The sequence below is a fragment of the Halomonas sp. PBN3 genome (assembly GCF_000475415.1).
GTDB classification, from domain to species: Bacteria; Pseudomonadota; Gammaproteobacteria; order Pseudomonadales; family Halomonadaceae; genus Halomonas; species Halomonas shengliensis.
In genome coordinates this window covers 1-14,654 of record NZ_AXCA01000038.1, presented here as the reverse complement: position 1 = coordinate 14,654, position 14,654 = coordinate 1, and the positions used below count along the sequence as shown (strand labels likewise).

14 protein-coding genes are annotated in these 14,654 nt (G+C 69.4%); 10 read left to right on the top strand and 4 right to left on the bottom strand.

Annotated features, from left to right (window positions below):
• Positions 1–18: 18 nt before the first annotated feature.
• The gene (cobA, locus tag Q673_RS21870) at positions 19–867 is read left to right on the top strand and encodes a uroporphyrinogen-III C-methyltransferase (protein ID WP_023004770.1); all 849 of its coding nucleotides are present in this window, start codon (positions 19–21) and stop codon (positions 865–867) included.
• On the opposite strand, the gene Q673_RS21865 is transcribed toward cobA, so the two are convergent.
• From Q673_RS21865 to Q673_RS21850, 4 genes are read right to left on the bottom strand one after another with little or no spacing between them, the layout of a single operon-like run.
• Positions 837–1,937, bottom strand: a complete 1,101-nt coding sequence (locus Q673_RS21865; RefSeq protein ID WP_023004769.1) for an ABC transporter substrate-binding protein — start codon at positions 1,935–1,937, stop codon at positions 837–839. The genes cobA and Q673_RS21865 overlap by 31 nt on opposite strands.
• Complete coding sequence (locus tag Q673_RS21860; protein ID WP_023004768.1) at positions 1,934–3,307, bottom strand: sensor histidine kinase; 1,374 nt, start codon at positions 3,305–3,307, stop codon at positions 1,934–1,936. Before Q673_RS21860 ends, Q673_RS21865 begins: the two co-directional genes overlap by 4 nt.
• Complete coding sequence (locus Q673_RS21855; protein WP_023004767.1) at positions 3,304–3,969, bottom strand: response regulator transcription factor; 666 nt, start codon at positions 3,967–3,969, stop codon at positions 3,304–3,306. Before Q673_RS21855 ends, Q673_RS21860 begins: the two co-directional genes overlap by 4 nt.
• Positions 3,966–4,571, bottom strand: coding sequence for a helix-turn-helix domain-containing protein (locus Q673_RS21850; RefSeq protein WP_023004766.1), 606 nt, complete (start codon positions 4,569–4,571; stop codon positions 3,966–3,968). The genes Q673_RS21855 and Q673_RS21850 overlap by 4 nt, the downstream gene beginning before the upstream one ends.
• 204 nt (positions 4,572–4,775) lie before the next feature.
• Between Q673_RS21850 and Q673_RS21845 the strand changes: the two genes are divergently transcribed.
• The 9 genes from Q673_RS21845 to Q673_RS21805 all read left to right on the top strand — a co-directional run.
• A complete protein-coding gene (locus Q673_RS21845; protein WP_023004765.1) occupies positions 4,776–5,765 on the top strand; it encodes a Bug family tripartite tricarboxylate transporter substrate binding protein in 990 nt (329 codons plus the stop codon).
• On the top strand, positions 5,762–6,217 hold the full coding sequence (locus Q673_RS21840) for a tripartite tricarboxylate transporter TctB family protein (RefSeq protein WP_023004764.1): 456 nt from the start codon (positions 5,762–5,764) through the stop codon (positions 6,215–6,217). The genes Q673_RS21845 and Q673_RS21840 overlap by 4 nt, the downstream gene beginning before the upstream one ends.
• Positions 6,217–7,743 (top strand): tripartite tricarboxylate transporter permease, encoded by a 1,527-nt coding sequence (locus Q673_RS21835; RefSeq protein ID WP_023004763.1) that lies wholly within the window; start codon positions 6,217–6,219, stop codon positions 7,741–7,743. The genes Q673_RS21840 and Q673_RS21835 overlap by 1 nt, the downstream gene beginning before the upstream one ends.
• A gap of 362 nt (positions 7,744–8,105) precedes the next feature.
• On the top strand, positions 8,106–9,428 hold the full coding sequence (gene urtA / locus Q673_RS21830; protein WP_023004762.1) for an urea ABC transporter substrate-binding protein: 1,323 nt from the start codon (positions 8,106–8,108) through the stop codon (positions 9,426–9,428).
• A 76-nt stretch (positions 9,429–9,504) separates the two neighbouring features.
• Complete coding sequence (gene urtB / locus Q673_RS21825) at positions 9,505–11,103, top strand: urea ABC transporter permease subunit UrtB (RefSeq protein ID WP_023004761.1); 1,599 nt, start codon at positions 9,505–9,507, stop codon at positions 11,101–11,103.
• A 3-nt stretch (positions 11,104–11,106) separates the two neighbouring features.
• On the top strand, positions 11,107–12,261 hold the full coding sequence (gene urtC / locus Q673_RS21820; protein ID WP_023004760.1) for an urea ABC transporter permease subunit UrtC: 1,155 nt from the start codon (positions 11,107–11,109) through the stop codon (positions 12,259–12,261).
• Complete coding sequence (urtD, locus tag Q673_RS21815; RefSeq protein ID WP_023004759.1) at positions 12,258–13,103, top strand: urea ABC transporter ATP-binding protein UrtD; 846 nt, start codon at positions 12,258–12,260, stop codon at positions 13,101–13,103. Before urtC ends, urtD begins: the two co-directional genes overlap by 4 nt.
• A complete protein-coding gene (gene urtE, locus Q673_RS21810) occupies positions 13,103–13,801 on the top strand; it encodes an urea ABC transporter ATP-binding subunit UrtE (protein ID WP_023004758.1) in 699 nt (232 codons plus the stop codon). The genes urtD and urtE overlap by 1 nt, the downstream gene beginning before the upstream one ends.
• Before the next feature lie 248 nt (positions 13,802–14,049).
• Positions 14,050–14,654: urease accessory protein UreD (locus Q673_RS21805; protein ID WP_023004757.1), on the top strand; the 605-nt coding region annotated here is incomplete at its 3' end.

Below are 14,654 nucleotides of genomic sequence, written 5' to 3'. Positions count from 1 at the left end.
GCGAGGAGGAGCGACCCCATGATCGATGACGTTGTCTCGCCTGCCAGCCCGGTGCCCGGGCGCGTCAGCCTGGTGGGCGCCGGCCCCGGGGACCCGGAGCTGCTGACCCTCAGGGCGCTCAAGCGCCTGGAGGCGGCGGAGGTGATCCTGCATGACCGGCTGGTGAGCCAGGAGGTGCTGGCGCTGGCCAACCCCGCCGCACGGCGTCTGTATGTCGGCAAGGCGCGCTCCGACCACAGCCTGCCCCAGGCGGAGATCAACCAGGCGCTGGTCGACTGGGCGCGCCAGGGCCTGCGGGTGGTGCGCCTCAAGGGCGGCGACCCCTTCATCTTCGGGCGCGGTGGCGAGGAGCTCGAGACCTTGGCGGCGGCCGGCATCGAGGTGGAGGTGGTGCCCGGCATCACCGCCGCCTCCGGCTGCGCCGCCTACGCCGGCATCCCGCTGACCCACCGTGACCACGCCCAATCGGTGCGCTTCATCACCGGCCACCTGCGCAACGGCAGTACCGACCTCGACTGGCCGGCCCTGGCGAGCCCGGGGCAGACCCTGGTCTTCTATATGGGGCTGCATGGCCTGCCCGAGATCTGTCGCCGGCTGATCGAGCATGGGCTGGCCAAGGAGACGCCGGTGGCGCTGGTCGAGCAGGGCACCACCGCCCGCCAGCGGGTCCATCGCGCGACCCTCGCCACCCTGCCCGAGCGCCTGGCGGGGGTCAGCGTGAAGCCGCCCACCCTGATCATCGTCGGTGGCGTGGTGACGCTGCATGAGCGCCTCGCCTGGTTCACCCCGGAGGATGCCGGCTCACGCGGGTGGGAGACCGCCGAGCGCCGCCCCGGTCACTCCGCCGTAGACGGCGCCGACGGCTGAGCGCGCCGGAACTCGCGCCGCCAGCGGGCCAGCAGCGCCTGGCGCTTGAGGCGGTCGAGCCCGGCGAGCAGGCCGGGCCCGAGCCCCGGAGGGCGCAGGGCGTCCTCCAGTCGCTCGCGCAGCGCGGCGGCGCTCCCCGGCCCCGTGACCCCGGGGTGCAGGGCGCCCAGCGAGGTCTGCTCGGCGATCACGCGCTGCCCCGCCTCACTCAGCAGGAAGGCGACGAAGCGGGTGCCGGTCTCCGGATGGGGCGCCTGGCGGGGCACGAAGGCGACGCGCTGGGTCACCAGGGCGTAGTCGTCGGGCACCACCAGCTCAAGGTCCGGGTGCGCCTCCACCTGAGGCCGCGCATAGCTGCCCAGCAGGTTGTAGCCGATCAGCAGGCGCCCGTCCTCCAGGCCGTCGAGCATCTCCCCGGTGGTGGCGACCAGCTCCGCCTCGGCGGCCCCCAGCGCGGCCACCAGGTCCCAGTAGCGCGGCGACAGGCGCGACTCCTCCATGGCGTAGGTGCGGCCGACGCCGCTGGTTACCGGGTCATAGGTGGCCACGCGCCCGGTCAGCGCCTCGCGCCGCTCGCGCAGTAGCCCCAGCAGCTCGGCATGGTTGCGCGGCGTGGCGGCCAACTTGTCCAGATCACGATGCACCACCATGACGATGGGCTCGAAGGTGAAGGCCACCAGCTCGTCGCGCCAACGTGCCCAGGCCGGCCAGGCGTCGGTGACATGGCCGCCAAGGGGACGGGCGTGGCCGGCGTTGGCCAGGGCGAACTGCCAGGGCATGGCCGAGGAGATCACTACGTCGGCCGCGTCGGGGGCAGCGAGGAAGCGCTCGTGCAGGGCCAGGGTGGTGAGGTTGTGATAGGTCACCGCGACCTCGGGATGGCGGCGCTGGAAGGCCGCCAGCAGGGGGCGTGCCTGGGGCAGGTCGAGGGCGGCATGGATCACCAGCGGCCGGGGCGTTCCGGCACCCTCGGCGGCGGGCAGGTGCAGGCTCTGCTGGGCGTGGGCCCAGGACGGCAGCACCCAGAGCGCGACCAGGGCAGCCAGGCGGGCGAGGCGGCGGGGTGTCATGGGCTCGGCTCCGCGAAGCGCAGCTCGACCCGCAGCCCGCGTCCCTCGGCGCCCGCGTCGAGGGTGAGGCGCGCCCCATGGGTGCGGGCGATGCCATCGACGATGGCCAGCCCCAGCCCGGAGCCCTCGCCGTCGTCGCGGCCGCGGTGGAAGGGTCGCAGCGCCAGCAGGCGACGCTCCGGGGCGATCCCCGGGCCGTCATCCTCGACCACCAGCCTCGGCGGCGAGCGGAGCGTCGCCAGGGTGATCCGTCGCGCGCCATAGCGTCGGGCGTTGTCGATCAGGTTGGCCAGCGCCTCCTTGAGCTGCCACTCGGTGCCGTTCACTCTCACCTCGCCCTCGCTGCAGTCGGCGCCGAGGTCGACGCCCGCCTGGCGGCAGCTCGTCCAGTGGTCGCGCACCGCCCGGCGCACGCAGGCGTTGAGGTCCAGGGGCCGGTGGGTGGCCTGGTATTCGGGGTTGTCGAGCCGGGTCAGCGAGAGCAGCTGCATGGCCAGTCGCGCGGTGCGTTCGCTGGTGGCCTGGATGGTGGCGAGGGCATCGCGCCACGCCTCGGGGTCGGTGTCGCGCAGGGCCAGCTCGGCCCGTGCGGAGATGCCCGCGAGGGGCGTGCGCAGCTGGTGGGAGGCGTCGCCGATGAAGCGCTCCTGGTTGGCGCGTACCCGGCGCATGCGCGCCAGTAGCTCGTTGAGTGCCTCGCGCAGCTCGGCGAGCTCCCGTGGCAGGCTGAGCTCGAGAGGGACAAGGGTGCGCGGGTCCCGGGCGCGGATCGCATGGCGCAGCCGGGTCAGCGGCTTGAGCGCCGCCCGTACCGCCAGCAGCAGGCTCGCCACCGCCAGCGCCCCCATGCCCAGGATGCCGGCCAGGTTGCTGCGCAGCAGCGCCTGGCGCAGGGCGTCGCGCCCCTCGCGGGTGTGGGCGACCCGCACCTCGAAGCGCTCGCGGTTGCGCCAGTCCTCCAGCCGCGAGCGGCGTACCCCCTGGCGCAGCGCCAGCCCCTGCCACTCGAGGTCGCGATAGAGCAGGGTGTCGCCGCTCTCGGCATCGGCCCCGGGGTGGGCGGGCAGCGCGGCGTTACCGGTGATGTGGCGCCCCTGCTGGTCCACCAGGCTGTAGAAGACGCGCTCCTCGGCGTCCCCCGCCAGCATCTCCAGGGCGGCGGGGGGCAGGTCGAGCCACAGCCGGCCATCCTGCCACTGCACCTGTTCGGCGATGGCCAGGCTGGCGGCATCCAGCAGGCGGTCATGGGCGCGGTCGGCGGTGGCCTTGGCCTGCCACCCCGCCTGCAGCAGCAGCAGCGCCCCCAGGCTCAGCAACGGCAGGGCCAGCCAGGCGAGCAGGCGCCCGTACAGGCTGTGGGCGACCCTCACCCCTCCGCCTCCAGCAGGTAGCCGAGGCCACGCACCGTCCTCAGCGCCAGCCGGTCCGCGGGGAGGCGCTTGCGCAGCCGGTGCACGGTGACCTCGATGGCGTTGTCGCCCATGGGATCGCCGCCGAACGCCTCCTCGACGAGACGGGCCTTCTCCACCGGCTCCCCGGCGTGGCGCAGCAGGCAGGCCAGCAGCCGCTGCTCCCGCGGCGGCAGCGGGAAGGGCTCGCCATCCAGGGTAAAGCCAAGGGTCGTGGCTTCGAGCTCGAGGGGCCCCAGCGCAAGGCGGGTGGCACGGGCGTGGCGACGCAGCAGGGCGCGCACCCTGGCCTCCAGCTCGTCCAGGGCGAAGGGCTTGCCCAGGTAATCGTCGGCGCCGAGGTCCAGGCCGCGCACGCGATCCTCCACGGCGCCACGCGCGGTGAGCACCAGCACCGGCGTCTCGCGGTCGTGGCGTCGCAACGCCTCCAGCACCGTGAGGCCCCCGGCGCCGGGCAGGTTGAGGTCGAGCAGCAGCAGGTCCACGCCGTGGCCGGGGGAGGCCAGTCGCGCCAGCGCGGCGTCGCCGTCGGCCAGGTGCTCGACCCGGTGCCCCTCGCCGCGCAGCAGCGTGAGCAGCGAGTCGGCCAGCAGGGCATCGTCCTCCACCAGCAGCAGCCTCATGGCAGTGTCTCTCGGGCCGCGGGCTCGCCGGTCGCCGTGAGCTCCGCGGCGATCTCGGCGAGGGCCTCGCTGGCCTCGGCCATTGCCAGGCGCCCCTCGGGTCCGGAGAGCGCCAGCCAGCGTGGGGGCGTCCCCGGCAGGGGGTGGATGACCATGACACCGCCCCCCAGGGGGGGGCAGGGCGAACCATCGCCGGCGACCCGCCAGCGGGTTCCCGGGCGCAGGTCGTGGCGCAGGGCGCTGGCGGGCAGTGCCGCCAGCCGGCACTCGACGGCCTCGCCGACCCGCTCCAGCAGCGAGGCGGTCTCGCCGAGGCGGGCCGCCAGGCGTTCAAGGAGCGGCTGGATACGAGCGGCGAGCAGGCGGGCGGGATCCTGGCGCCGTGCCAGGCGCGCGGGGGTCTCGCCCAGCTGCCAGCGGCCGTCGGCATCGCGGCGCACATAGTCGAAGCGCGAAAGCGACCCCAGCAGGCGCAGCAGGGTGCTCTTGTAGAAGCCGGTGGCCTGGGCCAGCTCGGCGAGGCTCATGACCGGCCGGTCGGCGTCGAAGGCCTCCAGTACCGTCAAGGCGCGCTCCACGGCCTCCACGCGATCCTGGGCCATAGGCGATGCACTCCTCCGGGGCGGGGCCCCGTCTCGAACTTTGGTCGCAATTCGGACGCACGGCGTTGACGGGCCGCGAGTCGCCCTCTAGCTTTTCATCCTGAAGAACGTGGTTCTGCCTTACAGAATTGTAAGGCAGATGACAGCCTCCGGCAAGCGCCCTCTGCTGCCGGCCTTCGAGACAACAAGACGAGGAGATCCTCCATGTCGATCAAGACGCCGCTCACGTTTATCGCCGTCGCCGCCCTCTCGGCCGGCGCCGGCAACGCCATGGCCTTCGAACCCCAGGGCAAGGTGGAGTGCATCGCACCCTCCGATCCCGGCGGCGGCTGGGACTTCACCTGCCGCAGCGTCGGCAACGTGCTCCAGGAGCTGGACCTGGTGCCGGGCAACGTCCAGACCCTCAACATGGCCGGCGCCGGTGGCGGGGTGGCCTACGCCCACGTGGTCAGCAAGCGCGCCGGTGACGAGCAGCTGCTGGTGGCCGCCTCCACCGCCACCACCACCCGCCTGGCCCAGGGTCAGTTTCCGGGCATGAACGCCGACATGGTCAACTGGATCGGGGCGCTGGGGGCCGACTACGGGGTGATCGCCGTGGCCGCCGACTCCGAGTACCAGGACCTGCCGGCGCTGATGGCGGCCATCGACGAGGACCCGCGCAGCGTCAAGTTCGCCGGCGGCAGCGCCAAGGGCGGCTGGGACCACCTCAAGGTGCTGATCACCGCGAATGCGGCCGGGGTCGATGAGCTGCCGCGTATCCCGTATCTCTCCTACAACAACGGCGGCGAGGCCATGACCCAGGTCGTCGGTGGCCATGTCGACGCCTTCACCGGCGATATCTCCGAGGCCCAGGGCTTCATGGAGTCGGGGGACCTCAGGGTGCTCGCGGTGCTTGCCGAGGAGCGCTTGCCGGGGGAGGAGTTCAGCCACATTCCCACCGCCATCGAGCAGGGCATCGAGGCGCTGGGGCCCAACTGGCGTGGCTTCTATACGCCGGCCGAGATCTCCGATGAGGCGCGCCAGTACTGGATCGACGCCATGGACACCGTCTACGAGAGCGAGGAGTGGAAGGGGCTGATGACCAGCAACGGCCTGATGCCCTTCCACATGACCGCCGGCGAGTTCGAGACCTTCGTCAAGGAGCAGATCGCCGATATCGAGCAGCTCTCCAAGGACATCGGCCTGATCCAATGAGCACCATGAACGATCGCATCTTCGGCATCCTGCTGATCGCCCTGGCTGTCGCGTACGGCTGGGGCGCCACCCAGCTCCCCGCACCCTTCGGCGGCAGCGAGGCGGTGGGTCCCGAGACCTTCCCGCTGCTGCTGTCGGTGGTGCTCGTGCTCTCCAGCCTCTACCTCATCGTGCGCCCCGACCCCGACAACGCCTGGCCCTGGAGCCGTACCGGCGTCGAGCTGGTGATCGCCGTGGTGGTGCTGCTGTGCTACGCGGCCCTGCTGCAGCCGTTGGGCTTCGTCCTCAGCACCACCCTGGCGGTGGGGACCCTGTGCTGGCGCATGGGCAGCGCCCCGCTCAGGGCCTTCGTCACCGGCGCGCTCGCTGGGGTGGCGGTGTTTCTGCTCTTCAACTTCGCCCTCGACCTGGCGCTGCCGATGGGCGTGCTGTCCTTCCTGGAGGTGAGCTGATGGAGACCCTCGGCTATCTGATCGACGGCTTCGGGGTGGCGCTCGCCCCGCACAACCTGATGTTCGCCCTGCTGGGCGCCTTCCTGGGCACCCTGATCGGCGCCCTGCCGGGGCTTGGGCCGGCCAACGGCGTGGCGATCCTGATCCCGCTGGCCTTCACCCTGGGCCTGGCCCCGGAGACTGCGCTGATCATGCTGACCGCGGTCTATGCAGGCGCCATGTATGGCGGGCGCATCTCCTCGATCCTGCTCAATATCCCCGGTGACGAGCCGGCGATGATGACCTGCCTGGACGGCTATCCCATGGCCCGGCAGGGCAAGGCTGCCGAGGCCCTGGCGATCTCCGCCGTGGCCTCCTTCATGGGCAGCCTGATCGCCACCATCGGGCTGATCCTGCTGGCGCCGCTGCTGGCGAAGTTCGCCCTGACCTTCGGCCCGGCGGAGTACTTCGCGCTCTTCCTGCTGGCTTTCGCCACCCTGGGCGGCATCACCGGCAAGAATCCCATGAAGACGGTGGTGGCGGCCTGCATCGGCCTGATGATCGCCACCGTGGGCATCGACAACACCGGGGTCCAGCGCTTCACCTTCGGTGTGCTCGAGCTCTACGAGGGAGTGGACTTCATCATCGCCATCGTCGGCCTGTTCGCCATCTCCGAGCTGCTGTTCTTCATCGAGGAGAAGGCCGGCGGCGGCAAGGAGAAGATGAGCGTCAATAAGCTGTCGCTCAAGTGGGCCGATATCAAGGGCATCATGCCCTCGAGCATCCGCGGCGGCGTGCTGGGCTTCATCGCCGGGGTGCTGCCCGGTGCCGGCGCCTCGCTCGGCAGCTTCATCGGCTACACCCTGGAGAAGAAGGTGGTGGGCAAGAAGGGCTACTTCGGCGAGGGTGACCCGCGCGGCGTGGCCGGACCCGAGGCCGGCAACAACGGCGCTTCCAGCGGGGCACTGGTGCCCATGCTCACCCTGGGCGTGCCGGGCAGCGGCACCACCGCGGTGCTGCTGGCGCTGCTGATTTCCCTGAACATCACCCCAGGGCCGCTGATGTTCACCCAGAACGCGGATATCGTCTGGGGCGTGATCGCGGCACTGCTGATCGGCAACTTCCTGCTGCTGGTGCTCAACATACCGCTGGTGGGCATCTTCGTGAAGCTGCTCTCGGTGCCGCCGATGTTCCTGCTGCCGATCGTGACCATGATCGCCTTCGTGGGGATCTACTCGATCAGCAATACCACCTTCGACCTCTACTTCATGGTGGCCTTCGGAGTGGCCGGGTACATCTTCCGCAAGCTGGAGATCCCACTGGTGCCGATCATCCTCGGCCTGCTGCTGGGGCCGGAGATGGAGAAGAACCTGCGCCACGCCATGGACATTTCCGACGGCGACTGGACCATCCTGTGGGACAGCGGCCTGGCCATCGGCCTGTGGGTGTTCGCGGGGCTGGGGCTGATCCTGCCCTACATCGTCGGCCCGCTGCTGCGTCGGCGCATGAAGGTTACCACCGGTACAGGGGGACCCGAGGGCGATTGATCCTCACTCGCCATGTAAGGGCCCACTCACCACGCAAGGGCCCACTCACCATGCAAGGGCCCAGTGGGGGCGCCGGTCGATCCGGCGCCCCTTTTCTTCTTCGTCTCCGGCCGTGCTGTGTCAACACGGTGCGTTGCACCAGGGGCAGGGTCGATCCTGGGGCAGCCTGGTGTCTCCTTGCACCAGGATGTCGCCTGCCGTTGCCCGCCTGCTTCCGGAAGACAAGGTGCAACTGGTTGAATCAGGATAGGAAAATCCCCCTCGAGTCGGTGTGGCACATTCCTTGCGATAACAGCGCGAGACATCCTGCGATGGCCTCTCGCTGACTCAATCGACAACAACATCGAGCGCAAGGAGATCCCATGATCCCGTCATCCGTGACCCGCACCTCCCGCTGGCTGGCCGTACCGCTGCTCGGCGCCACCGTGGCATCCTCCGCCCTGGCCCAGGAAGACCCCATCAGGGTCGGCATCCTGCACTCCCTCTCCGGCACCATGGCGATCAGCGAGACGGTGCTCAAGGACACCGTGGAGATGCTGATCGAACAGCAGAACGCCGAGGGCGGGCTGCTCGGCCGTGAACTGGAGGCGGTGGTGGTGGACCCGGCCTCGGACTGGCCGCTGTTCGCCGAGAAGGCGCGCGAGCTGCTGGCCCAGGAGGAGGTCGACGTCATCTTCGGCAACTGGACCTCGGTATCGCGCAAGTCGGTGCTGCCGGTGGTCGAGGAGCTCAACGGCCTGCTCTTCTACCCGGTGCAGTACGAGGGCGAGGAGTCCTCCGAGAACGTCTTCTATACCGGGGCGGCCCCCAACCAGCAGGCGGTCCCCGCGGTCGACTACCTGATGAACAGCGTCGGCGTGGAGCGCTGGGTGCTGGCCGGCACCGATTACGTCTACCCGCGTACCACCAACAAGATCCTCGAGGCCTACCTCAAGTCCTTCGGCGTCGCCGACGACGACATCATGGTCAACTACACGCCCTTCGGTCACTCCGATTGGCAGAACATCGTCTCCGAGATCAAGGCCTTCGGCAGTGAGGGCAAGAAGACCGCGGTGGTCTCGACGATCAACGGCGACGCCAACGTGCCCTTCTACCGCGAGCTCGGCAACCAGGGCATCGATGCCGCCGATATCCCGGTGGTGGCCTTCTCGGTGGGCGAGCAGGAGCTGACCGGCATCGATACCGCACCCCTGGTCGGGCACCTGGCGGCCTGGAACTACTTCATGAGCGTCGACACCGACGCCAACTACGACTTCATCGACGCCTGGATCGACTACACCGGCGACGAGATGGCGGTGACCAACGATCCCATGGAGGCCCACTACATCGGCTTCAACATGTGGACCGAGGCCGTGCGCAAGGCCGGCACCACCGAGGTCGACGCGGTCAAGGAGGCCATCATCGGGGTCAGCGTCCCCAACCTTTCCGGCGGCTATGCGGCGATGATGCCCAACCACCACATCACCAAGCCGGTGCTGATCGGCGAGATCCAGGACAACGGGCAGTTCTCCATCGTCTGGGAGACCCCCTCCACGGTGGCCGGCGACGCCTGGTCCGACTACCTGGAGGGCTCCCGGGACCTGATCAGCGACTGGCGCAAGCCCATGGAGTGCGGCAACTACAACGTCGTCAAGGGGAGCTGCGGGGGCAGCGAGGCCCAGGAAGAGGTCGCCTCTGCCGAATAGGACCCGATTGCCACCGGGTCGCCCCTGACCCGGTGGCAGTGACACGCCACTCGACGAACCTTCCCAGGACATGCCCATGACGATTCCCCCCTGCCTCGGGCGGCTGCTGGCCCTGTGCCTGCTGGCCTGGCTGCCGCTGGTCGCCAGTGCCCAGGATGACCCCGGCCAGGCCCTCCTCGAACCCCTGGATGCCTCTTCCTACGCCCGGATGGGCGAGGCCATCGAGGCCATCATCGACAGCGGCGACGAGCGCAGCCGTGGTTGGCTGGAGGCGCTGCTGGGCGGCAAGCTGCAGCGCCACAAGGAGACGGGTCGCTTCGTGGTGGTACTCGAGAACCGCGGGCGTGATTGGCCGATCGCCGATGCCCTCACCGGCGAGACCCTCGGCGAGATGTCGCGGCGCGACCTCGACCGGCTCGGCATCAACAACGCCCTGCGCGGTCAGCTGCAGAGCGCGCTGGCGGTGCTCGACCTGCAGGCCGATGAGGTCAGTGAACGCCGTCAGGCGGCACGCGAGCTCCTCGGTGAGGTCGATGCCAGCCTCGTCGAGCCACTCGAGGCGGTCATCCTTGCCGAGCAAGATGACGAGGTGCGCCGCCTGCTTCAGCAGGCACTGGCGATCCATCGCCTGGAAGTGGGGGATGTCGCCGCGGTGGCCGATCTGCAGGGCAGCCTCAACAGTCGGGTCAGGGCCGCCCTCAACTCCGCCGCGCGCAGCGGTGATCCGGCGCTGGCGGAGGCCGCCAGCATGGCCCTGGCCGATATCGAGCAGAAGATGAAACTCAACCGGGGGCTCGAGACCCTCTACTTCGGCCTGTCGCTGGGGTCGGTGCTGGTGCTGGCGGCCATCGGCCTGGCCATCACCTTCGGCGTCATGGGCGTGATCAACATGGCCCATGGCGAGCTGATCATGCTCGGGGCCTACACCACCTGGGCCATGCAGCAGCTGCTGCCCGGCCAGCCGGGGCTGGCGCTGGTGCTGTCGATCCCCGCGGGCTTTCTGGTGGCCGCGCTGGCCGGCATCGCCATCGAACGCGGCGTCATCCAGTTCCTCAAGGGACGTCCGCTGGAGACCCTGCTGGCGACCTTCGGTGTCAGCCTGATCCTCCAGCAGCTGGTGCGCACCCTGATCTCGCCGCTGAACCGTACCGTGGTCACTCCGGAGTGGATGAGCGGCTCCATCATGATCAACGAGGGGCTCTCGCTGACCCTCAATCGTCTCTACGTGCTGGGCTTCGCGCTGGTGGTGTTCGCCGGCCTGATGCTGGTGATGCGGCGAACCCGCCTGGGCCTCGAGGTGCGGGCGGTGACCCAGAACCGTGCCATGGCACGTTCCATGGGCATCCGGGCGACCCGCGTGGACATCATGACCTTCGCCCTGGGGTCGGGGGTGGCGGGGCTCGCCGGCGTGGCGCTCTCCCAGCTCACCAACGTGGGACCCAACCTCGGTCAGAACTACATCATCGACTCCTTCATGGTGGTGGTCTTCGGCGGCGTCGGGAACCTGTGGGGCACCCTGGTGGCCGGCCTGTCGCTGGGCGTGATCAACCAGGTCCTCGAGCCCTGGGCGGGCGCCGTGCTGGCCAAGATCCTGGTGCTCGTCTTCATCATCCTGTTCATCCAGAAGCGCCCCCGCGGACTCTTTCCGCAGAAGGGCCGGGCGGCGGAGGGCTGATCCATGTATTCGTCCACAGCGTGGCTGGCAAGACCCTTTCGTGAACGTGCCACACAGCTCTTCCTGGGCATCCTGCTGGCCGCCCTGGCGACGGTGACGCTGCTTAACCTGGCGCTGCCGGCAGGGCATCCGCTGCACGTCTCGACCTACACGGTGACCCTGCTCGGCAAGTACCTGAGCTACGCCCTGCTGGCGGTAGCCGTGGACCTGGTGTGGGGCTACCTGGGCATCCTGAGCCTGGGGCATGGGGCCTTCTTCGCCCTGGGCGGCTATGCCATGGGGATGTACCTGATGCGCCAGATCGGCGACCGGGGCACTTACGGCGATCCGGTGTTGCCGGACTTCATGGTGTTCCTGGACTGGGACAGCCTGCCCTGGTACTGGCTGGGCTTCGATATGGCCTGGTTCGCCTTCGTGATGGTGCTGCTGGCGCCGGGCCTGCTGGCCCTGGTGTTCGGTTTCCTGGCGTTCCGTTCGCGGGTCACCGGGGTCTACCTGTCGATCATCACCCAGGCGCTGACCTTTGCCCTGATGCTGGCCTTCTTCCGCAACGAGATGGGCTTCGGGGGCAACAACGGCCTGACGGACTTCAAGGAGCTGCTGGGCTTCGACCTGAGAAGCGATGCCACCCGTCTCGGGCTCTTCCTGGCCACCGGCATCGCCCTGGCGCTGGGGTATGTGCTGTGCCGGGCCATCGTCGCCAGCAAGCTCGGCCGGGTCTGCGTGGCCACCCGCGACGCCGAGGCCCGCACCCGTTTCCTCGGCTACCGCGTCGAGCGCTTCCAGCTGTTCGTCTTCGTGGTTTCGGCGATGCTCGCCGGCGTCGCCGGCGCGCTCTACGTGCCCCAAGTGGGCATCATCAACCCCGGCGAGTTCTCGCCGATCTTCTCCATCGAGATCGTGCTCTGGGTCGCCCTGGGCGGGCGCGCCACCCTCTACGGGGCGGTCATCGGGGCGATACTGGTCAACTATGCCAAGACGGTCTTCACCGGCGTGATGCCCGATGCCTGGCTGTTCGCCCTCGGTGGCCTCTTCGTGCTGGTCACGGTGCTGCTGCCCAAGGGCATCGCCGGCCTGCTCGCCTACCGCCCGACACCACGGCGCCTCCAGCGCGAGTCCGCCGCTCCGTCATCCATTTCCCGGGAGGGCTGCGCATGAGTTTCCTGCATTCCCTGGCCGATCGTGATCGCGTCTTCGACTTCCTGGTTCCCGCCACCTCACCGGTGGATGTTCGCCATGGCCCGATCCTCTACCTGGAAGATGTCACCGTCAGCTTCGACGGCTTCAAGGCCATCGATGACCTGAACCTGACCATCGATGACGGCGAGCTGCGCTGCATCATCGGCCCCAACGGGGCGGGCAAGACCACCATGATGGACATCATCACCGGCAAGACGCGTCCCGACCGTGGCTCGGTGTGGTTCGGCAGCCGTCACGACCTGCTGGCCATGAACGAGCCCGAGATCGCCAGCCTCGGCATCGGCCGCAAGTTCCAGAAGCCCACCGTCTTCGAGGCGCTCACGGTGTTCGAGAACCTGGAGCTGGCCATGGCCGCCGACAAGCGCATCCTGCCCACGCTCACCGCGCGCCTGACCGGGGAGGTCCGCGATCGCATCGATGAGGTGCTCGCCACCATCGGCCTCACCGAGCTGCGCCAGCGTTCGGCGGGCATCCTCTCCCACGGCCAGAAGCAGTGGCTCGAGATAGGCATGCTGCTGATGCAGAGGCCGCGGCTGCTGCTGGTGGACGAGCCGGTGGCCGGTATGACCGAGCAGGAGATGGAGCGCACCGCCGAGCTGCTGACCGGCCTGGCCGGCAAGGGCAAGCAGTCGGTGGTGGTGGTGGAGCACGACATGGGCTTCGTGCGTTCCATCGCCCGCACGGTGACGGTACTGCACCAGGGCAGCGTGCTGGCCGAGGGCAGCATGGAGCAGGTCTCCGGTGACCCGCGGGTGATCGAGGTCTACCTGGGTGCCGACCCCGACGAGGAGGCCGCCTGATGCTGACCATCGACAGGCTCAACCAGTTCTACGGCGAAAGCCACACCCTCTGGGACCTGGACCTCGAGGTGCCGGCGGGGCAGTGCACCTGCGTGATGGGCCGCAACGGGGTGGGCAAGACCACCCTCATGAAGGCGGTCATGGGGGAGGTCGCCGTGGCCTCGGGCAGCATCCGCTATGCCGACGGGGTGGAGCTGACCCGCCGCCGGGTGGAGGATCGCTCGCGGCTGGGCATCGGCTACGTGCCCCAGGGACGCCAGATCTTCCCGCTGCTCAGCGTGGAGGAGAACCTGCGCACGGGGCTCGCCGCCCGAGGCGATGGCCTGAAGCGCATCCCCGAGCGCATCTATGAGCTGTTCCCGGTGCTCGAGGAGATGAAGCAGCGTCGTGGCGGCGACCTCTCCGGAGGTCAGCAGCAGCAGCTGGCCATCGGCCGCGCCCTGGTGCTGGAACCGCGCCTGCTGATCCTCGACGAGCCGGGGGAGGGGATCCAGCCCAATATCGTGGCCCAGATCGGCGAGGTGATCCGTCGGCTGATCGACGAGGATGGACTCAGCGTGCTGCTCGTGGAGCAGAAGCTGCCCTTCGCCCGCCGCTACGCCGACCGCTTCGCGATCCTGGACCGCGGTCGGCCGGTCGCCGGCGGGGCGATCGGCGAGCTCTCCGATGCCCTTATCCGTGAACACCTGACGGTATAGCCCCTGCGTCGCTCGGCGCGGGCAGGCCCTGGGCGGGAGCCTGCACCCTTCTGGCACATGCCTGCCCAGGCCTGCACCTCGGCAGGGCGGGGCGAGGCGGGGTGACGCACCATCGTCAGGCATTAAGGGGGCAGCCGCCGTTGGGGGGGTATCGTAATTCAATGAAAAAATTGGGAAAAATGGCTCGTGCTTTATTGTGGTACGCCCCTTGCAGTCCATGAGCCAGAGACACCGATCACGAGCCGCCCATGTTCGCCCTCGAGACCTCCCTGACTGCCACGCCGCCGACCGAGTCCGGCCATCGCTTCGATGCCGGGCGCCAGTGGGTGGCCTCGCTCGATCTCTGCTTCGCGACCCGTGAAGCGGTCACCCGCATGACGCGCTGCCGTCATCGGGGGCCGCTGCGTGTCCAGCGCCCCTTCCACCCCGAAGGCCGCGACGGTGCCTGCCATGTCTACCTGCTGCATCCGCCCGGCGGCCTGGTCAGCGGCGATGCCCTGAGCATCGAGGTGGGCGTCCAGGGCGGGGCTCATGCGCTGCTCACGACGCCCGCCGCCAACAAGCTCTACCGCGCCGACAGCCATGCGGTGGCCTGGCGTCAGCACACCCGCCTTGTCGTCGCCGACGGTGGGGCGCTGGAGTGGCTGCCCCAGGAGACCCTCGCCTTCGATGGCTCGCGGGGGGCGCAGACCACCGAGATCGCCCTTGACGGCGCTGCCCGCTGCCTGGGGTGGGAGGTGATGGCCCTGGGACGACCGGCCAGCCGGCTTCCCTATCTGAGCGGTCGCATCGAGCAGCGTTTCCGCCTGACCCGGGACGGCAGGCCGCTGTGGCTCGAGCGCCAGCCGCTGGA